16 protein-coding genes are annotated in these 20,113 nt (G+C 70.5%); 1 reads left to right on the top strand and 15 read right to left on the bottom strand.

What is annotated here, in order from left to right; all coding sequences use genetic code 11:
• Nucleotides 1-49: 49 nt before the first annotated feature.
• From N1031_RS01825 to dapB, 3 genes are all read right to left on the bottom strand, one after another.
• A complete protein-coding gene (locus N1031_RS01825; protein WP_259477875.1) occupies nucleotides 50-4,000 on the bottom strand; it encodes an MSCRAMM family protein in 3,951 nt (1,316 codons plus the stop codon).
• A 127-nt stretch (nucleotides 4,001-4,127) separates the two neighbouring features.
• A complete protein-coding gene (locus N1031_RS01820; RefSeq protein WP_375163598.1) occupies nucleotides 4,128-4,583 on the bottom strand; it encodes a hypothetical protein in 456 nt (151 codons plus the stop codon).
• Nucleotides 4,580-5,500 carry a 4-hydroxy-tetrahydrodipicolinate reductase gene (dapB, locus tag N1031_RS01815; protein WP_259477874.1) on the bottom strand — a complete coding sequence of 307 codons (921 nt, stop codon included), beginning with the start codon at nucleotides 5,498-5,500 and terminating at the stop codon, nucleotides 4,580-4,582. Before dapB ends, N1031_RS01820 begins: the two co-directional genes overlap by 4 nt.
• A 23-nt stretch (nucleotides 5,501-5,523) precedes the next feature.
• Between dapB and N1031_RS01810 the strand changes: the two genes are divergently transcribed.
• Complete coding sequence (locus tag N1031_RS01810) at nucleotides 5,524-5,994, top strand: GNAT family N-acetyltransferase (protein ID WP_259477873.1); 471 nt, start codon at nucleotides 5,524-5,526, stop codon at nucleotides 5,992-5,994.
• A 13-nt stretch (nucleotides 5,995-6,007) separates the two neighbouring features.
• Here the strand turns inward: N1031_RS01810 and N1031_RS01805 are convergent, their stop codons facing one another.
• The 12 genes from N1031_RS01805 to rpsO all read right to left on the bottom strand — a co-directional run bounded on the left by N1031_RS01805 (nucleotide 6,008) and on the right by rpsO (nucleotide 20,007).
• Nucleotides 6,008-6,952: a TIR domain-containing protein gene (locus tag N1031_RS01805; protein WP_259477872.1), complete on the bottom strand. Its 945-nt coding sequence runs from the start codon at nucleotides 6,950-6,952 to the stop codon at nucleotides 6,008-6,010.
• A gap of 23 nt (nucleotides 6,953-6,975) precedes the next feature.
• A complete protein-coding gene (locus N1031_RS01800) occupies nucleotides 6,976-7,578 on the bottom strand; it encodes a histidine phosphatase family protein (RefSeq protein ID WP_259477871.1) in 603 nt (200 codons plus the stop codon).
• Complete coding sequence (locus N1031_RS01795) at nucleotides 7,578-8,939, bottom strand: M16 family metallopeptidase (RefSeq protein ID WP_259477870.1); 1,362 nt, start codon at nucleotides 8,937-8,939, stop codon at nucleotides 7,578-7,580. The genes N1031_RS01800 and N1031_RS01795 overlap by 1 nt, the downstream gene beginning before the upstream one ends.
• Before the next feature lie 118 nt (nucleotides 8,940-9,057).
• Entirely contained in the window at nucleotides 9,058-11,355 is a 2,298-nt protein-coding gene (locus N1031_RS01790; RefSeq protein WP_259477869.1) for a polyribonucleotide nucleotidyltransferase, read from the bottom strand.
• 262 nt (nucleotides 11,356-11,617) lie between these two features.
• On the bottom strand, nucleotides 11,618-12,214 hold the full coding sequence (locus tag N1031_RS01785) for a hypothetical protein (protein WP_259477868.1): 597 nt from the start codon (nucleotides 12,212-12,214) through the stop codon (nucleotides 11,618-11,620).
• Between the two features lie 26 nt (nucleotides 12,215-12,240).
• Complete coding sequence (locus tag N1031_RS01780) at nucleotides 12,241-13,572, bottom strand: amidohydrolase family protein (protein WP_259477867.1); 1,332 nt, start codon at nucleotides 13,570-13,572, stop codon at nucleotides 12,241-12,243.
• Nucleotides 13,569-14,318, bottom strand: coding sequence for a class I SAM-dependent methyltransferase (locus tag N1031_RS01775; protein ID WP_259477866.1), 750 nt, complete (start codon nucleotides 14,316-14,318; stop codon nucleotides 13,569-13,571). The genes N1031_RS01780 and N1031_RS01775 overlap by 4 nt, the downstream gene beginning before the upstream one ends.
• On the bottom strand, nucleotides 14,318-15,511 hold the full coding sequence (locus N1031_RS01770) for a type III polyketide synthase (protein WP_259477865.1): 1,194 nt from the start codon (nucleotides 15,509-15,511) through the stop codon (nucleotides 14,318-14,320). The genes N1031_RS01775 and N1031_RS01770 overlap by 1 nt, the downstream gene beginning before the upstream one ends.
• A gap of 36 nt (nucleotides 15,512-15,547) precedes the next feature.
• A complete protein-coding gene (locus N1031_RS01765) occupies nucleotides 15,548-16,180 on the bottom strand; it encodes an FMN reductase (protein WP_259477864.1) in 633 nt (210 codons plus the stop codon).
• Nucleotides 16,177-17,319: an LLM class flavin-dependent oxidoreductase gene (locus N1031_RS01760; RefSeq protein WP_259477863.1), complete on the bottom strand. Its 1,143-nt coding sequence runs from the start codon at nucleotides 17,317-17,319 to the stop codon at nucleotides 16,177-16,179. The genes N1031_RS01765 and N1031_RS01760 overlap by 4 nt, the downstream gene beginning before the upstream one ends.
• Nucleotides 17,320-17,424: 105 nt before the next feature.
• The gene (locus N1031_RS01755) at nucleotides 17,425-19,629 is read right to left on the bottom strand and encodes a cell wall-binding repeat-containing protein (RefSeq protein ID WP_259477862.1); all 2,205 of its coding nucleotides are present in this window, start codon (nucleotides 19,627-19,629) and stop codon (nucleotides 17,425-17,427) included.
• A gap of 108 nt (nucleotides 19,630-19,737) precedes the next feature.
• Complete coding sequence (gene rpsO, locus N1031_RS01750) at nucleotides 19,738-20,007, bottom strand: 30S ribosomal protein S15 (RefSeq protein ID WP_259477861.1); 270 nt, start codon at nucleotides 20,005-20,007, stop codon at nucleotides 19,738-19,740.
• Nucleotides 20,008-20,113: the final 106 nt, after the last annotated feature.

Raw genomic sequence — 20,113 nt, 5'->3', positions numbered from 1 at the left:
CCGGCGCCGCTCGGCCAAACCGCTGCTCAGCCCGAGCGCCGGTCGGCCGTCACCGCGTCACGTGAACGGCGTCGCTGGTGCGGGGCGTGGGCCCGTAGCCGGATGCCGTTCCGGTGACCGTCACCGTCAGGTCGGCACCCACGTCAGCACTCACGACCCGGTAGCTCGGCTTCGTGGCCCCCGGGATGGCGACGCCGTCGCGAGCCCACCGATACGTGAGCGCCACCGGCTCGGGCGCCCATCGGCCCGCTGTCGCGGAGAGCACCGTTCCCGGCCGCGGTGTGCCGCTGACACTGGGCGTCGACGCCACCGGGAGCAGCCGCGTGAGGACGACGTTGCGACCCTTCACCGCGGCTCCGGAGGCGACACTGATCGGGATGGCGGTCGACAGCGAGTACCGGTTCGGATAGAACTCGTCGCGGTAGGCGGTCCCGCCGAGGAGAGTTCCGTCGTCGGTCGGGGTGTCCGTGAATCCGAGCGAGTACTCCCCCGCTTCCAGTCCGAGCACGTGATAGCTGCCATCCAGCCCCGTGCGCGTGCGCGTCACGGGAGCCGACGCGTTCCCGTCCGTCCCGCCCCTCCACACCAGCACCCAGATCCCGCTGAGCGGAGCACCTTCCGGATCGGTGATCCTGCCGCTGATCGCCCCGCCCGTGGCGACCACGACGTTCTTGCCGGTCGCTCGCTGCCCCGCCCTCACGGAGACGGGCCCCGAGGTGCCGGGAGCTCGTCCCGTGCCGGGGTCGAGCACCGTCGCACGTACACGGTAGGTGCCCGCTCGGAGCGAGTCGAACGCGTAGGCACCGCGCGACCCGACCGTCTGCGTCGCGACGACGGCTCCGGATGCGGACAGCACCTCCACGCGCGCCTGGTGGAAACCCGGGGCGGTCGCGGTCTTCACCGTGCCCGAGAGATGTGCTGCAGTGGGCAGAGTCAGATCGCGACCCGTCACCGTGCCGGCCGACGTGAGCCCGATGCGCGACGCGCCGGCCAGCGAGCCGGCGCCCCCCGAATAGACGGGCGCCCAGTCGGGGAGTGATGCGACGAACATCCCTCCGGTGCCTGCCACATTCGCGCCCACCCGATACGTGCCCGAGGCGAGCCTGTCGAGGCTGTAGGCTCCGCGGGCATCGGTTTTCGTCTGTGCCACGAGCGCCCCGGCAGAGTCCCACGCCGCCACCGGGACGCCCGCGAGCCCAGCACCGGCCCCGCGGACGGTGCCCTGGATGCGGGCGCCCGCACGCATGACGACCGTCTTCGCGGTGCTCACCTGATTCTCGCGCACCGTGATGCGGTTGGCTCGAGCGAGGTCGGGCTTTCCGCCGTACCACTGCGGCGCGTACGCGCCCTCTGCGGTGAAGCGGAGGGTGTAAACCCCCGGTTCGACGAAGTCCAATCTGTACGCGCCGTTCCACGCCGTGGTCGCACCCCGGAGCACCCCGGCCTCGTCGTACAACGACACCTCGGCGGCCAAGGGCTTGTGCGATGCACCCCAGGAGACGACCTCGCCCGAGACCGAACCGGTCGCGCGGGACGGGATCGTGAAACTCACGCCTTTCATCGTCTGGCCCGCTGTCAGGGCGAGTCCGCGCCGCTCGACCTCCATCAGGCCGTTGTCCGTCGTGACCGAGACGTCGTAGACGCCGGGCGCGAGTCCGGTCAGGTGGTAGACGCCCGTCTCGTCGGTGAAGACGCGATCGATCTGGGCACGTCCATCGCCCGAGAGCGCGATGGACACGGATGCCAGCCTCGTCGCCTCGCCGGTCGGCGACCGCACGACCCCCGACACCACGCCCCCGACGACCGCCGCCGCATCGATGCCCGCGCGCTTCTCCCCCGCACCGAGCGTGATCACTCCGCCCGTCTGCTCCCGCTCGGCGCGCGGCCACCACTGCGTCAGGTAGCCTCTCGAGACCTGCCACGAGTCACGCTCGAGCGAGAAGTGCACCTTGTAGCTCCCCGCAGCGAGCCCGCCCACGGTGTAGTGCCCACGCGCATCCGTGCTGGCCCATGCCACCTCGTCTCCCCGGGCGTCGATCACGGTGACGCCTACCTCGGCCAGAGCCTTCGAGCCCGCCTTCACCGTGCCCGACACGGATGCCGCGGGACTGAGCACGGCGTCGGGGCCCGCGATCGAACCCGTCGAGCTCCCGATCGACACCGAGGCGGCGCCTGCCAGCGACGGCCCCCCGCCCGAGTACCTCGCGACGTGCGCGGGGTGGCTGAAGCCGAAGCGATAGTCGCCCGGCGCCAGAGGCGAGACCGAGTAGCGGCCGTCGGACCCGGTGGTCGCCCACGTCACCAGCGAGTCCGTGTCGTCGTACACGGAGACCCTCGCTCCCGCCAGCGGTGCCGCAGCACGGCCGGCCACGGGTGCCGAGCGCACGACTCCGGTCACTGCCGCCCGCACCGGCAGAACCGCGTCCACCCCGGTGACCACGGTGGACGCACCCAGCACGAGCTTGGTCGCCCCGGCGCGATCGGCGGATCCGCGCCACCATTGCTCGACGTGACCGGCGTCCCAGACCGGGAACCGCACGCGGTACGTCCCGGGCGTGACCCCGGCGAGCGTGTACTGACCTTCACCGTGGGTCAGGACCGCATACGCCGCCGAGGCCTCCCCCTCGCGCCAGAGTTCGACCTCACTCGTCACGGGGCCGCCCGGTTCGGTGTCGGCGCGGCGCACCGTCCCCGACACGGAGGCGCCGCGGGAGAGCGTCACGTCTTTGCCGGTGAGAGCCGACCCCTCACCGACGGTGACGGGTGTGGCGGTGTCGAGCGATGCGGCGCCCTTGAACCACTGGGGCAGGTAGCCCGAACCGCTGAACGACAGGCGATACGAACCCGGCACCAACCCGGCCAGCGTGTAGCTGCCGGTCTCGTCGGTCGTGGTGTACCGTTCGCTGGCGACACCCGCGGAGTCGTAGGCCCTGACGGTCACCGATTCGGCAGGCGCTCCATCCTGCGATCGCACCCGCCCCGAGACCGAACCCGTCTTGACCAGGCGGACGTCTCGTGTGGTGACCGATGCTCCTGCCACCGTGACGGGCGAGGTGAGCGCGACGAAGGCGGGCGCCTCGTCCCAGCTCTCCCCGTACACCACCCGGTACTCCCCCGCCCGAAGACCCCCGACGGTGTATCGACCACGGGAGTCGGTGACCGCGTCGCCTGCCTGCTCACCGGCGAGGTCGACCACACGCACCGACACCTCCGCTGCGGCCCGCGCAGGAGATCCTCCGGTCACGACGCCGGCGAGCTGCGCGGCGCGTTCGAGCACGACGTCGGCCCCGGTGCGCTGCTCACCGGTGGAGAGCTCGACCGCATCGGTCAGACCCGCCGCGAAGTAGAGTCCCTCCGGTGATTCGAAGCCGACACCGTACTCGCCCTCGTAGAGCCCCGCGAAACCGTATCGGCCGGTGCTGTCGGTCGATGTCTGAGCGGTCACCCGACCGGCGACGGTGAGGCTGACCGAGATGCCGGCGAGCGGCCCGGGAGCGCCGGGGGTCGATCCGGCGCGCGCCGCGGGGGCACCCCGGACCACGCCCGAGACGGAAGCCTTCGGCTGCAGCACGACATCGAGCCCGGAGCGGGTGGATCCGGCCGCCAACGGGATGACGTCGGCGGTCTCACGGCTCGACCGGCCGCTCCACCACTGCGAGAGCAGGCCGAAGTCCTCCGACGCCTGGAAGAACAGCGTCACGGGTCCTGCCGGGAGCCCTGACAGAACGAAGCTGCCGTCGCCCTCTCCGTCGACACCGCCCACCTCGACGCCGCGCGCATCGAAGGCCTTCACCGACGGCGTGTCGACAGCAGCCAGCCCGTTGGGAGTGGTCTGCCGCACCGTCCCGGAGACGGTCGCGGTGCCCTTCGCCGCCGCGGCGGTCACGGAGGGGGTGGGCGCGCCGACTGCGGGAACGGCGACGGCCGGAACGCCCGAGCCGAACAGGAGGGCGACCACCACCCCGGCGATGGCGGCGATGACCGCGGGACTACGGCGCATGAACTTCCTCTGGGCACGTGTGACGACGGGACTCGTCGCCCAGATGTGAACTTTCTATGCGACAGATGACGATAACCTGCCCGAGGTCGTTTCGCCTACCCCTCGAAGGAGGGGCCCGCAGCGCAGGCTACGCGGCGGCGCGGCGCGCGGTGCGCTCGAGGCCGATGGCGGTGCGGAGGGCGGCGCGGGCGCGACGGCGGTCGCCCGAGGCGTCGTAGGCGAGGCCGAGCCGGAACCAGGCGCGCCAATCGGTGTCGTCGGCCTCGACCGCCTCGCGGTAGGTCTCGAAGTCGGCATCGGCGGCGGCGCGCTCGGGGCGGCCGCTCGGGCGCTTCGGCAGGTCGTCGACGGGCAGTTCGTCTTCGGACTCGAGCTGCCGCACCAGCTGCTGGGTCCGCACCCCGAACATCAGTTCCCGGATGAGCGCCCAGGCACCCACGATCGGCAGAGCGATGAGGAACACCCCGATGAGCACCGCGACGGGCTCGCCCGTGAGCACGAACATCACGGCACGCTGACCCATCAGCACGAGGTAGACGGTGAGCAGCACCGCCATGAGGATCGCGGCGGCGCGCCCTTTCACGACGTCACACTCGTGGCGGTGGCCGCCTGGCCGGAGACGTTCTCGGGCTCGGGTGCGCTCTGCGCCGCCGAGCCACTGCCGCCACCGGCACCAGCACCGCCTCCGGAGGCCCCCGTTCCGTCGAGGTCGAGCAGCGCATCCAGCCCCACCACCAGACCGCGCGCGGTGCGCGCCGCGGCCAGCGCCACCCGGATGCCCGCCGCGTACGCGGACGGCGAGATGGTCTCGTGCGTGATCGTGAGCACCTCCCCCGTGCCGCCGAACACCACGTCCTGCTTCGCCACGATGCCCGCCAGGCGCAGGCTGTGCACCGGGATGCTCGCCACCTGCTGCCCGCGCGCCCGCTGATCGCTGTGGGGCGCCGACACCGGGCCTCGGGCCGCCCGCGCGGCCTGCATGAGCTCGGCGGTGCGCACCGCAGTGCCCGACGGCGAGTCGACCTTCGTGGCCGCGTGCGCCTCGATCACCTCGATCGAGTCGTAGAAGCGGGCCGCCATCGCGGCGAACGAGGTGGCGAGCACCGACCCGAGGGAGAAGTTCGGGATCACCACGACACCCGACGACGGCGGGTCTCCGAGAGCGCGACGCAGCCCCGCCAGCCTGTCGGCCGACCAGCCCGAGGTGCCCACGAGCACCTGCTTGCCGTGCTGCACGGCGAACTCCACCACCGACTGCGTGACGCCGGGCACACTCACGTCGACCACCACGTCGGCACCGAGCATCTCGTCGAGCGCGCTCCGCGAATCGAGGCGGGACACCACCTCGTACTCCGCCGAGGCCTCCGCGATCTCGCCGAACAGCCGGCCCATCTTCCCTGTCGCGCCGACGATGGCGAGCGTGGTTGTCATGCCCTCCAATCTACCGGCAGCGTCGCACACGACCGACGTCGCGCATCCCGCTCGGCGTCGTCCGCGCATCGGCCTGCGCCTAGGCTCGAACCATGCGCACCCGCCGAGCCGACCCCTCCGAGCCCGCCGCCCACGCACTCCTGCGCGACTACTTCGAGTACCGCGCGAGCGCGTTTCCGGTCGCCGGCGGCTACACCGTCACCTATCCCGACCCCGCCGCCTTCGTGCCGCCCGCCGGCGTCTTCCTCCTCCTTGAAGACGACGAGGGCCGCGCCGTCGGCTGCGGAGGCATCCGGATGCTGCCCTCACCCGCCGAGGGCGCCGTGCGCTACGAGGTCAAGCACGTCTGGACCGACCCGGCCGCCCGCGGATCGGGTGGCGCGACGCTCCTGCTGACCGAGCTCGAGTCCGAAGCGCGCGCACTCGGCGCGACCGAACTGGTGCTCGACACCCACCACACCCTCGAGTCGGCCCGCCGTCTCTACGCGCGCCTGGGATACCTCCCCACCGAGCCCTACAACACCAACCCGAACGCCACCCGCTGGTACCGCAAGCCGATCTGACGCGCGTGAGTAGTCAACGAGCCTGTGCGAACTCGTGGGCCTTTCGACGCAGCCCCAGAGCCTGAATCACGTCGGCCTCCACATCGATCAGTGCGCCACGAGTGAACCTGATCTGCGTGAGACCCAGGATGTTCGATGGTTCGCTCACCCCGTTCTCGAGGAGCACGATGACGTTCTCAATACCGAGCACTCCCTGGCAGTAGCCAAGCTCATGGATCACGTTCTCACGAGCACGACGCGACCCATCAGGCATCTCGTCCTCCCCGGTGAGAACGACCACCGCGACAACACTCGAGCGGATCATCTTGTCGACCACGACAAGGGTGTGATATCCGGCCCTCTGATCAGACTCGAAGGCCTCTGCTCGCACGCCGTCCTGAGAATCCAGTGCGCGCACAAGATACTTCCACTGCGGGTCTGCACCGTGGCCCACGAACACTTTGAACGCTGAATCGGTAGCCACGAGAGCGGGGTCGATGTAACGCGTCAGCAACTCTGTCACCGCTTCGGTGAGCAAATCGATCTGCTCGGCAGGCGCGTCGATCTCGACCAGACAATCCGGCGCACCGATGCTGCTGGTGAATCGCACTGTGACGGGAATGGACCGGGTGAGGTCACCATTCCCACAATTGAGCACGAGCGAGTACGCATCGCAATCGGCGAGCTCGCGACGGTCAGGGTCACGCAATCGAGCGTCGAATTCCGTGGTGCGCTCGACACCATTTCGCTGACGAGTCCGCCATGTCGACCATCGGACGATTCGGCCCGAGTCGATCAAGTCGGCCCATGACTGCCGGTACCCGGCTGCAAGCGGATCGTCCTCAGGGGTGTTCGCGAGGGAGTCGTCGATCACCGATTGCGCCCACGCGACGGCGAACGGTCGAGCTGTGCTCTCAGCGTCAGCGACGAACCCCGGATTGAGGCGCACACCCTGCACACGGAACGAGATGATCGTCATGCGTCGACCCTACCTGCGCGCTGTCAGTAGGGCTGAGGGTCGTTGACGCCGGTGCGCAGCTCGACCGGCAGGTGGCCGAGGTCGTTGTGCGCCACGAGTTCGGGCAGGCGCCCGGCCTTGAAGCGGATGATGGTGAGCCCGCAGTGCGCCTGGTTGAGGCCCACCCAGCGCCACTCCGGCGCATCCATCGCCTCGCGCACGAACCAGGCGATGACCGAGTTGTGCGTGATGAGCAGCTCGTGGCTCGCCGAGCGGGCCGGCGTGAGGAACTCGGCCACCGCATCCGCCATCTGGGCGCGCCCCGCCTCGACCTCCTCCTCGGTGACCGAGTTGAAGAACGGCTCCATGGTATGCGGCATCTGCGGCGAGTAGCCGGTGGGCACGCAGTCGAACAGGAGCGCGCTCGGGCGCGGGTCGAGGGCGGGCAGGTGCGACGACATGATCTGCGCCGTCTGCTCGGCCCGCTGCAGCGGCGAATGCCAGACGGTGTCGAACGGCACGCCGCCGAGCCGGTCGGCGATGAGCCGGGCCTGGCGGTGGCCCCGCGGCGACAGCGGACCGTCGTCGACGCCGTGCTCGGCGTCGAGCTGCTCGCCGTGCCGCACGAGGTAGAGGGTGTGCGCCATCAGGCCGCGACCACCTCTCGGAACGCGTCGTCGGCGATCGGGCCCACCGCGGCGATGCTGACGGTGCCCGAGGAGATGGTGTCGGCGAGCTCGCGCACGTCGTCGGCGGTGACGCCGTTGAGGCGGCGCACACTCTCGTCGAGATCGACGAACTCGCCCAGGGTGAGCTCCGAGCGGCCGAGGCGCGACATGCGGGTGTCGCTGTCTTCGAGGGCGAGCGCGGCCGAGCCGGAGAGCTGGCCGTGCGCCCGGGCCAGCTCGTCGGCGGTGATGCCGTCCGAGGCGAGCCGGCGCAGTTCGTCGAGCATGAGCTCGGTGACGGCGCCCTCGCGGCCCGGCGTGCAGCCGGCGTACATGGTGAACAGACCCGCATCGGAGTAGCTCGGGGCGTAGGAGTACACCGAGTAGGCGAGGCCCCTGCGTTCGCGGATCTCCTGGAACAGCCGCGACGACATACCTCCACCGAGCACGGAGTTGAGCACCGCCATCGTGGTGCGGCGCTCGTCGGAGGCGACGATGCCGGGCAGGCCCACCATCACGCTCGCTTGCTCGGTGGGCTTCGACACCACACGGACGGCCTCTCCGGGGGCCAGCAGGGTCGGCGCCGACGAGCGACGAGGCGCCGGCGTCGCGGGCGTGGAGAGGTCCCACTCCGAGTGCGCGAGCGAGGCCGTGACCGCGGCCACGAGCTCGTCGTGGTCGACCGCTCCCGCTGCTGCCACGACGAGGTCGTTGGGCCGGTAGGCCGCCTTGAAGTGCCGCCACACTGCGTCGCGGGTGACCTCGCGGATCGCATCCGGGGTTCCCCCCACGGGGCGGCCGAGCGGATGCGCGCCGAGAACGGCCGCGAACAGCTGCTCCCCCACCACGTCGCCCGGGTCGTCCTCGGCCATCGCGAGCTCTTCGAGGATGACGCCGCGCTCGGTCTCGAACTCCTTGGGGTCGATCAGCGAGGAGGTGACCATGTCGGAGAGCACCGTGATCGCCATCGGCAGGTCGGCGTCGCGCACCTTGGCGTAGTAGCAGGTGTACTCCTTGCTGGTCACCGCGTTGTGCTCGCCGCCGACGGAGTCGAACGACACGGCGATGTCGAGCGCGGTGCGCGTGGGGGTGCCCTTGAACAGCAGGTGCTCGAGGAAGTGCGTCGAGCCGTGGCGCGAGGGCACGTCGCCCTCCCGGCCGGGCTCGTCACGCGACCCCGCCGCCACCCAGTACCCGATGGTGGCACTGCGACTGCCCGGGATGTGCTCGCTCAGGATGCGGAGCCCGCTGGGGAGCACGGAGCGCCTCACGATCCCTTCGGCGACGGTGCCGATCGAGAGTTCGGGAAGGTCAAGGGGCAATGACACGGCTCCGCTCATTGAATCAACAATAGCCGTGACCCAGGTGCCGGGCCGTCGAAAAGCCGTGAAACGACGGATGCCCGCCCCACCGAGGTGGAACGGGCATCCGATCAGAGCGACATCAGCCGCGGGCCTTTCAGCCTTCGGCGGGGGCCTCCGGGCCCTCGCTGTGGGCGGCGGAGCCCTCGGTGTCGGCCGGGTCGGCCTCGGCGAGAACCGGCGCGAGCGACAGCTTTCCGCGGTCGTCGATCTTGGTGATCTCGACCAGGATCTTCTGGCCGACGCCGAGCACGTCTTCGACGTTCTCGACTCGCTTGCCGCCGGCGAGCTTGCGCACCTCGGAGATGTGCAGCAGGCCGTCCTTGCCGGGGAGCAGCGACACGAAGGCGCCGAAGGTGGCGATCTTCACGACGGTGCCGAGGAACTGCTCGCCCACCTCGGGGTTCTGCGGGTTCGCGATGGCGTTCACCTGGGCGCGGGCCGCCTCGGCCGAGGGGCCGTCGACGGCGCCGATGTAGACGGTGCCGTCTTCCTCGATCGAGATGTCGGCGCCGGTCTCGTCCTGGATGGCGTTGATGGTCTTGCCCTTCGGGCCGATCAGCTCGCCGATCTTGTCGACGGGGATCTGCACCGAGATGACGCGAGGCGCGGTGGGCGCCATCTCGTCGGGGGCGTCGATCGCGGCGTTCAGCACGTTGAGGATCGCGTCGCGCGCGGCCTTGGCCTGCTTGAGCGCACCGTCGAGCACCGACGAGGGGATGCCGTCGAGCTTGGTGTCGAGCTGGATCGCGGTGACGAACTCCGAGGTGCCGGCGACCTTGAAGTCCATGTCGCCGAGCGCGTCTTCGGCGCCGAGGATGTCGGTGAGCGCCGCGTAGCGGGTCTCACCGTCGACGGTGTCGGAGACGAGACCCATCGCGATGCCAGCCACCGGCGCGCGCAGGGGCACACCGGCGTTGAGCAGCGACAGGGTGCTGGCGCACACCGAACCCATCGAGGTGGAGCCGTTCGACCCGAGGGCCTCGGACACCTGGCGGATGGCGTAGGGGAACTCCTCGCGCGAGGGCAGCACCGGCACGAGGGCGCGCTCGGCCAGGAAGCCGTGCCCGATCTCGCGACGCTTCGGCGACCCCACGCGGCCGGTCTCACCGGTCGAGTAGGGCGGGAAGTTGTAGTGGTGCAGGTAACGCTTGTGCGTCACCGGCGACAGCGAGTCGATCTGCTGCTCCATCTTCAGCATGTTGAGCGTGGTGACACCCAGGATCTGGGTCTCGCCGCGCTGGAAGATGGCGGAGCCGTGCACGCGCGGGATGACCGCGACCTCGGCGTCGAGCGGGCGGATGTCGGCCAGGCCGCGCCCGTCGATGCGGATGCCGTCGCGGAGGATGCGCCCGCGCACCACGAGCTTGGTGACCGACTTGTAGGCGGCCGAGACCATGCCCTGCACCTCGGGCTCGAGCGAGCCCTCCTCGATGCGGGCGGCGATCTTCGCCTTGACGCGCTCCTTGAGCTCGTCGTCGGCGTTCTGGCGCTCGATCTTGTCGGCGATCTGGTAGATGCCCACCAGCTCGTCGTAGGCGAACTCGGCGACCGCGTCGTAGGCGGCGGCGGTGTACGCGAGGAAGATCGGGTACTCCTGCACGGCCTTGGCGGCCTGGTCGGCGAGCGACTTCTGCGCCTCGACCAGCTGACGGATGAACGGCTTGGCCGCCTCGAGCCCCTCGGCCACGACGGCCTCGTTGGGCTTGACGGCGCCGCCCTTGATGAGGTTCCAGCTGCCCTCGGTGGCCTCGGCCTCGACCATCATGATGGCCACGTCGGACGAGCCGTCGGCGTTCTCGACCACGCGGCCGGCGACGACGAGGTCGAACACCGCGTCCTGCAGCTGCGAGTGCTTCGGGAACACGACCCACTGGTCGGGCTCGGTGCCGTAACCGGGCATGAGCGCGAGACGCACGCCGCCGATGGGGCCCGAGAACGGAACACCCGAGATCTGCGACGAGGCGGAGGCGGCGTTGATGGCGAGCGAGTCGTAGAACTCGTCGGGCGCGATGGAGAGGACGGTGATGACGACCTGGACCTCGTTGCGGAGTCCGTTGATGAACGACGGGCGCAGCGGGCGGTCGATGAGGCGGCAGACGAGGATGGCCTCGGTCGAGGGACGGCCCTCACGGCGGAAGAACGAGCCGGGGATCTTGCCCGCGGCGTAGGAACGCTCCTCCACGTCGATGGTCAGGGGGAAGAAGTCGAAGTTGTCTTTCGGGTGCTTCGACACGCTCGTCGCGGAGAGCAGCATGGTCTCCTCGTCGAGGTACGCGGCGACGGCTCCCTGAGCCTGCTGCGCGAGGCGCCCGGTCTCGAAGCGGACCGTGCGGGTGCCGTACTTGCCGTTGTCGAGAACGGCTTCGGCGAATTTGATCTCAGGACCTTCCAAGAGGTCTTTCTCCTTTGTTTAGCGTCGCGGCCCCGTGTGGGCGCGCGACTCCTCGCGTGGGAGCAGGCGGATCGGCAGGGAACTCAATCCCTGGACAAACGGTGTCGAGGGGCTTCGTGCTGGCCACCAGTAGAAGACCTCCGGATGCGCGCACCGCGCGGCCGGAAAACCACCACCGAGGACCAGCTCCCTGCCAGCCTGCTCTCAACGACCACCATCCTACCAGTGTTCCGGCCGGTAACCGAGGATGACTCGCGCCGCGTCAGGCGACGATCTCGACGGCGAACGGCCGCGAGCGCCCAGACAGCGAGACCGGCACCTCCGCGGCACGCCCCTCGGCGGCCAGCGGCGCCACCACCGCGTGGATCGAGGCGTCGACGTCGCGCGGCACGAAACCGGCCCGGTGGATCGCGCCGTCCTCCCCCACCAGGTCGACGGCCACCCGCAGCTCCCTGCCCAGCCAGCGGCTCGCATCCGGAGTCAGCACCGCCCGGAGCGTGGGCGAGGTGGCCTGCGCGGCGTCGATGGAGGTCTGGCGTCGCGCGGTCTCGTCGACACGCAGGCGCCGCGGCGCGACGGCCGACCCCGCCTCGGCGGCCACCCGCGCGTAGGGCACCAGCTCGACCCCGTCGAGCGACCGGCGACTCCCCTCGCTGTCGCGCCCGCCGCGGCGGAACAGCGGCACGATCAGGGCGGCCCCCACGGCCACTGCGGCGAGCAGCAGCACGATCGCGAGCACCGGGCCCACTACCGGCCAGCGGGCCGCGCTCACCCCGCTCGCGGCCATGGCCAGCACGAGCACCACCGCGAACAGGAACAGCTCCCAGCGCCAGAGCGGCTTGCGGCGAACGGGGTGCATGCCTCTAGTCTGCCCTGCTCCGAGGCTCAGACCAGACGCCCGTCGCGGGCCACCACCGCTCCGCCCTTCACCACGACGGTGCGCGCCGCCCTCGTGAGGATCGCCTCCGCGGGCGTGCCGGCATCGAGCAGCACCAGGTCGGCATCGCATCCCACCTCGACCCCGTGGCGCGTCAGCCCGGCGTTGCGGGCGGGGTTGCGGGTGATCATGTCGAACACGGTGACGAGCTGGTCGGGATGCGCGTACTGCAGCACATGGGCGCCGAGCAGCGCCTCCTCGAGCAGATCGGCGTTGCCGTAGGGCCGCCAGCCGTCACGGATGTTGTCGGAGCCGATCGCGGTGTTCACCCCCGCGGCGAGAAAGAGATCGAGGCGGGTCGCACCGCGTCGCCTGGGCGCGCCCTGCTTGCGCCCCATCAGGTACATGTTGCAGGACGGCAGCGAGATGACGTTGCTCTGCGCAGCCCGCGCCTTGGCCACGACCGTGGCCAGCGCATCCGGATCGACCCCCACCGAGTCGAGCGCGGTGAGGTGGCTGCAGCTGAGCCGCTGCCCCACCCCGGCGGCGAGGGCGCGGTCGAGGATGTAGTCGTACTCCGAGAAGTCGGGGTCGTCCTGCTCGTCGACGTGCAGGTCGACCGGGAGTCCCGAGGCTGCGGCGAACTCGAACAGCGCGTCGATCTCGGCGCGATCGGCGCCGTGCGAGTAGTACCCGCCGATGAAGTCGACCAGGCCCTCGGCGGCCAGGCGCGCGAACCCCTCCCGGGTGAGGCTCGTCGGCCCGTCGGGCGCGTCGGCGGCCGGCCACGGCACGATCGCGAGCAGGTCGATCCGGCCCGCGTACCGGCGCTTGAGCAGGGTGATCGCCTCGACACTCACCTCGCCCCAGGTCGTGTGCGACTTGATGGTGCCGGTGCCGTGCGCGATCGCCCACTCGATCACCGTCGACATGCGCGCGGTGAGCTCGGCGACGATCTCGTCGCGCGTAGCGCCCGAGGCGAGCAGGCGGGCCATGTGGGCGTCCTCGGCCGGCCAGGCGGTGGAGGGGCCGTAGTCGTCTCGGGAGGCGGAGGCGTACCAGGCCTCTTCGAAGGCGCGCACGTCGGCCCGGTACCGCTCGTCGTCCCACAGCAGCACCTTGTCGAGATGGGTGTGCGAGTCGACGAAGCTCGGCGCGAGCAGGCGGCCGGCCGCCTCGACGACCACCGCGGCCCGCCGTGCGTCCACCGCGCCGATCTCGACGATGCGGCCGCCGCGCACGGCCACGTCGGCGCGGCGGCCGAGACGGTGCACCGTCGCGTCGGCGATGAGCAGGTCGAGGTCGAGGTCGGGGGCGTCGGGATGCGCGGGAGAGGTCATGCCTCCAGTGTGCCCTGCGCGCCGGGCTCGCCCTCCTTCGCCGCGGCGCTGGCGGCGAAGGTGAGCAGGTTGCGGAACGGGGCCTGCGCCTCCACGTTCCACTCGCGCCGCGCGGCGACCCGGAGCTCGGCCTCGGTGTAACTGCGGCGGATGGAGGTGAGACCGTCCTCGCGCACGAACGAGCCGCGGAAGAGCACCAGCGTGGCCCACCAGTACTCGAGGTAGGCGAGGCGGCTGCGGCGGATGTCGCTGTGGATCGACAGGCCCCGGCACAGCAGCTCGCAGTCGACGAGGAGGTCGGTGAGCTGATCGGCGGTGAGGTGGTGCAGCACGTGGTTGGAGATGACGAAGTCGAAGCGCAGCGCGGCGTCGACGAGCGCGCTGCTGGCGAGGGTGTGGAAGCGCACCCCGTCGGGGTTGGGGGCCGAGTTCGCGGCCTGGATGGCCCGCGGGTCGGGGTCGATGCCGGTGACCTCGAGCAGCAGCCCGTCGTTCTTGGCCCACCGCGCCAGCGCCCGCGCGATGTCGCCCCCACCGCAGCCCACGTCGAGGAGCGTCGACAGCGTCTCGGCCGACAGCAGCGGGCGGATGCGCTCCCGGTACGTGCCCCGCCACCCCGCCACCAGGCGGTTGACCCCGGTGAACTGCTCGAAGGTGCGGGCCAGCAGCACGGGGTCGCAGTCCGGGTCGTCCATCCTCTCCCGGGTCGCCACGGCGCGCTTGCGCAGGTCGGGCAGCATCGGCATCAGCGCACCGCCGCCACCGCGCGGGAGGCGGAGGGGACCACAACCGGTACGAGGGTGAGCAGCGCCGACTCGATCGTGAGGCCCGGCCCGAACGCCATCGCGCACACGCGCTCGCCCTCGGCCGGCAGAGGCCTCGCCCCGGCCGACTCGAGGATGCGCGCCAGCACGAAGAGGACGGTGGCGCTCGACATGTTGCCGAACTCCCTCAGCACCTCACGCGACGGCCCGAGCTGGGCGTCGGAGAGGGCCAGGGTCGCCTGCACCCGGTCGAGGATGCTGCGTCCACCCGGGTGCACCGCCCACTGCGCGATCTCCGCCGCCGCCTCGCCGAGACCCGCCCCCAGACCCGCGCGGAGCAGGAGCGGAGCGATGGCACCCTCGACGTAGTCGTCGATGATGCGCGGCACGGCGGCGCTCAGCACCATGTCGAAGCCGTGGTCGCCGATGGTCCACGCCATCTCCTCCGACCCCACCGGGGCGATCTCGCTGGCGAAGTCGTCGAGCACGAGCGCGGGGGCGCTGAGCGGCGCGGGCGCGGCGGTCACGAGCGCGGCCGCCGCGCCGTCGGCGAACACCGACGAGGCGACGATCTGGTCGCTGTCGTTCGACGAGCGCACGTGCAGGGTGCACAATTCGACAGCCACCACCAGCACCACCGCATCCGGCCTCCCCTCGCAGAGCGACCGCGCAAGCCGCAGAGCGGGGAAGGCCGCGTAGCAGCCCATGAAGCCGATGTGGTATCGCTCGACCGTGGGGTGAAGGCCGAGCGCGCGCACGAGCTGCTGGTCGACACCCGGGGCGGAGAAGCCGGTGCACGAGACGGTCACGACGTGGGTGACGGCGGCCGGCGGGATGTCGGGGGCGGCGGCCAGCGCACGTCGGGCGGCCGAGACGGCCAGCCCGCCCGCCTCGGCGATGTAGAGCTCGTTGCGCTCGCGCGTGGTCGGGCTCAGGAACACGCCGGAGTCGTCGACGAAGGCGCGCGGCGCATCCGGAGCCCCCGGGGTCGACCGGTCGAGGTCGGTCACGACCGTATGCCGGCGCTCGATGCCCGAGGCGTCGAACGCCGCGCCGACGAGACGGCGGCCCAGCCGCGTGAGGTCGGGCTGGGCCGCGAAGAGATCGCGCACCCGGTGCTGCTCGAGGGCGACGCGGGGCACGGCGGTCTGGATGCTTCGCACGCGCACGGCCATACGCCCATGTAAGCACGAACGGCCGTGCGCGGGCCCCTACTGCGCTCCGAACCCGCCCACGGGGCTGAACGAGGAGTCGAGGGCGAACGGGTCCTTCACCTCGGTGGAGCGGGTCGAGGCCGCCACCGCGGTGGCCAGCTCTCCCGCCGAACGGTGGATGCGGTCGGGCAGCGTGGCGAAGCCGTCGCCCGCCGTGCCGCTCCCCCAGTCCTCCGCCGCCGCGAACACCGCGGTCGGCAGCACGGTCGCGCGCAGGTAGCTGAACAGCGGCCGCAGCGCGTGGTCGAGCGCGAGCGAGTGCCGCGGCGTACCGCCGGTCGCAGCTATCGCGACCGGCAACCCGGTGAGCGCGGTGTTGTCGATCACGTCGAAGAACGACTTGAACAGACCGGAGTAGCTCGCCGAGAAGATGGGCGTCACCGCGATGAGCCCGTCGGCACCCGTGACCGCGTCGATGGCCTTCTGGAGCGTGGTGCTCGCGAAGCCGGTGACGAGGTTGTTGGTGATGTCGTGGGCGAGGTCGCGCAGCTCGATCGTCTCGAGCTCCACCTCCACGCCCCGGGCCCGGAGGTCGGCCACGGTGGCCTCGGCCAGCCGGTCGGCGAGGAGCCTCGTCGACGAGGGCTGGCTGAGGCCGGCCGAGACCGCCACCAGCTTGCGGGCGGTCATGCCGACACCTCCTCGAGGGCGGTCGCGTCCGCATCCTGGACCTCGGCGGCCTGCGCCGCCTCGAGGGCACGCATCCGCTCGATCTGCGAGGCGTGGGTGGGGCCGTCGGGCACGTGGGCGGGGCGCTTGGCGTCGAGCTCCTTGCGGAGCACGGGCACCACGAGCTCGCCCAGCATGTCGAGCTGCTCGAGCACCGTCTTCAGCGGGAGGCCGGCGTGGTCCATCAGGAACAGCTGGCGCTGGTAGTCGCCGAAGCTCTCACGGAAGGTGAGGGTGCGGTCGATCACCTGCTGCGGGCTGCCCACGGTGAGCGGGGTCTGCTCGGTGAAGTCCTCGAGGCTCGGGCCGTGGCCGTAGACCGGCGCGTTGTCGAAGTAGGGGCGGAACTGGTTCACCGCATCCTGCGAGTTCTTCGCCATGAACACCTGGCCGCCGAGGCCCACGTAGGCCTGGTCGGCGCGTCCGTGCCCGTAGTGCTCGAAGCGCTGGCGGTAGAAGGCGATGAGGCGCTGGAAGTGCTCCTTGGGCCAGAAGATGTGGTTCGCGAAGAAGCCGTCGCCGTAGTAGGCCGCCTGCTCGGCGATCTCGGGGCTGCGGATGCTGCCGTGCCACACGAAGGGAGCCACGCCGTCGAGCGGGCGCGGGGTGCTCGTGAAGCCCTGGAGCGGGGTGCGGAACTGGCCCTCCCAGTCGACCGTGTGCTCGGTCCAGAGACGGTGCAGCAGGGCGTAGTTCTCGAGGGCGAGCGGGATGCCCTGCCGGATGTCCTTGCCGAACCAGGGGTAGACCGGGCCGGTGTTGCCGCGGCCCATCATGAGGTCGAGGCGGCCGTCGGCGATGTGCTGCAGCATCGCGTAGTCCTCGGCGATCTTCACCGGGTCGTTCGTGGTGATGAGCGTCGTGCTCGTCGAGAGCAGGATGTTCTCGGTCTTGGCCGCGACGTAGCCGAGCATGGTGGTAGGGCTCGACGGGATGAACGGCTCGTTGTGGTGCTCGCCGAGCGCGAAGACGTCGAGGCCCACCTCTTCGGCCTTCTGCGCGATCGTGAGGATCGCCTTGATGCGCTCGTTCTCGGTGGGGGTGACGCCTGTGGTGGGGTCGGTGGTGACGTCGCCCACCGTGAAGATTCCGAACTGCATGTCGACTCCTCGGTCGCTGCTCCCGCTCTCGCGGGTTTCAATGCGTTTGCATGAACATCCACTACAACGCGCCCCGCCGCGATCTATTCCCGGTCAGTCGACGGCTCAGCAGAAGGCTTCGAAGCGCTCCACCTGGGGTTCGACGGTGACCGGTCCTCCCACCACCACGATGTCGATCGGATTGAGGTCGACGATCGTCTCGGCGGCCTTCACGGGGACGCAATCGTGGCGGACGAGCAATGTGGGCGCATCGAGTGCCGCGGCGACCGGGCCCGCGGAGAGCGCATCCGGGAACACCTCTCCTGAGGCGACGAAAACGGTCTCCGAGGAGTCGAAGGCGGTCTTGGCCACGGCCGCGCCCACCTCGAAGCGATCGGCTCCCCCGATGCGGGTGACCGTCGGCACCAGTCGATTCAGCGAGGAGCGGTACGACTCGCCGACCGAGTTCGGCCCGCCCGCGATGTAACCCTGTTCCACCCCCAGCTCGCCCACCAGCGCTGCGGTCTCCGCGTCGACCGAGTCGGAGCGCCCGGGCACGAGGAGGATCGCGCCCTCTTTCTCGGCCGCCGCGGGGCCTGCCGTGAGTGCGTCGGGGAAGTTCTCACCCGTGGCGAAATAGACGGTCTGTGCTTCGCACGTTCCAGTCGCCTGACTGCAGAACGCCTGCTCGACGATCTTGCGGCTCACCTCGTAGCGGTCGGCTCCCCCGATGCGGGAGGTCGGCGCGATTTTCGCGAGACGCGCATACACCGCGGGGCCGACCGACGCGGGCCCGCCGACGACGACGATGCGGTCGGGCCGAAGTCGCTCGAGCTCCGCACGCGTGGAGTCCGGGAGCACGTCGCGCCCGACGAGGAGCAGGCCGGTGCCGTCGCGAGCCGCCGCCGGGCCGGCGCTCAGCGCATCCGGATAGTTCTCTCCGCTCGCCACGTAGACCACGGCCGGGCCCGGCTCGAAGGTGAGTGACGACAACCGGGCGGCGACGGAGTACCGGTCGGGGCCCGAGACGCGGAACACACCGAAGCTCACCGCTTCCAGCTGCGCATCGATGCCCGACGTCACTTCGCCGGCGGTCACGTGCACCAGGGTGGCCTCGGAGGCATAGGGGGTGTCGTCGTAGTACTCCGCCCGCAACGCGGTGGCGCTGGGGTTGTAGCTCTCCGAGAACCGCACCCGATAGTCGCCGGCGGGAAGTCCGTCGATGCTGTATCCGCTGTCGGAATCGGCTCCCCGGTAGTCGACCCAGGTTCCGGTCGCCTCGTCCCATCGGCTCGGGACCGTCGCGAACCAGGCGCCGTCGACCGCTTTCGACGAGACCGTGCCGGTGATCACCCCGCCCCGCTCGACCTCGCCGTCGACTCCGGCGAGCACCTGACCGTCCAGGAGCGTGAAGTCGGGACCGGGCGCACGAACCCAGCTCCCCTCCGCTCCCGGGCCGACCGGTGAGCTGCGGTAGGCCGTGTGGTAACTGCCGGCCGGGATGCGAGCCTCATAGTGACCCTGCTCGTCGGTCTCGACCGCGTAGCGCCCTTCCGAGCCGATGATCTCGGTGTCGATGTCCACGATCACGTGGGCGGCCGGCACCGGTTGCCCGGTCGCCGAGCGGGTCACGACGGTCCCCGACACCCGGGTCACCGCCCTCAACGAGAAGTCCACGCCGGTGCGGTTCTCGCCGGCCTGGAGCACGATTCCCTCCGCGGCGGACTCGGCGCTCACCGACGGCCACCACGTCGACTGCCAGTCGGGATCGAAGGGTCGCACCTGCACCGAGTTCTCATCGGGTGCCAGACCGCTCAGCGTGTAGTCGCCCGTTTCCGGGTCGTACCGGAAGACACCCCTGTTCTGCTGCGTCTCCCGGTCGTAGGCGACACCCGCCATCGATGCAGGCGGAAGCTCGCCGGCCACGATCCGGCCGGAGGGGCTCGCGCTCGGCACCACCGAGAGCGTCACCTCCTCCGTGGTCGCGGATCGGAGATCGAGATCCCGAGGCAGGTCTCGCACGAGGTCGGCCTCGCCGGAGTAGTCGGCCCAGATCTGGTAGCGATCGGGGTCGAGCTCGAAGTCGAACGACTGGTCGGGTGAGTACAGCGTCTGCTGCCCGGTGGTGAAGCCGTAGGTTCCGACGGTCACGTCGATGTAGCCGCCCGTCCAGACCACCCCCTCGGGCAGTGTCACGGTGCCGCTCACGTGGACGGTGCGCGGCTCCACGTCGGCGTGTGCCGCAACCGGAGCCAGCGCGATCGCCGATGACATGACGATCGCCGACACGACCGCCGCGATGCGGGTGACCGCGCGTCGTGGCCTTGCCATTACAGCCATCTTTCCCCCTTGCGGTCATTGTCACACAGGTGGGGAGGGAACGACGAAGGCCGCCACCCGGGTGGGTGGCGGCCTTCGGTGAGACGTGGGCGATCGAACCTAGCGGCGGAGGCCCAGGCGCTCGATCAGCGAGCGGTAGCGCGCGATGTCGATGTCCTGGAGGTAGCCGAGGAGGCGACGGCGCTGACCCACGAGGAGGAGCAGTCCACGACGCGAGTGGTGGTCGTGCTTGTGCTCCTTGAGGTGCTCGGTGAGGTCTTTGATCCGCTTGGTGAGGATCGCGACCTGGACCTCGGGGGATCCGGTGTCACCGGGGTGGGTAGCGTATTCGTCGATGATCGCCTTCTTGACGTCTGCGTCGAGTGCCATAGATGGGATCCCCTTTCTCTCGTTGCGCGGTGCCGTTCAGCCGGATGCTGTGGCTCTCTTGATCCGCGGCCGTTCTCACGGCAACCGGGATAGCTTAGCAGAAACA

Origin of the sequence: Herbiconiux moechotypicola, from assembly GCF_024979255.1 — a bacterium.
Taxonomy (GTDB): Bacteria; Actinomycetota; Actinomycetes; order Actinomycetales; family Microbacteriaceae; genus Herbiconiux; species Herbiconiux moechotypicola.
This window is presented reverse-complemented; position numbering and strand designations above follow the sequence as displayed.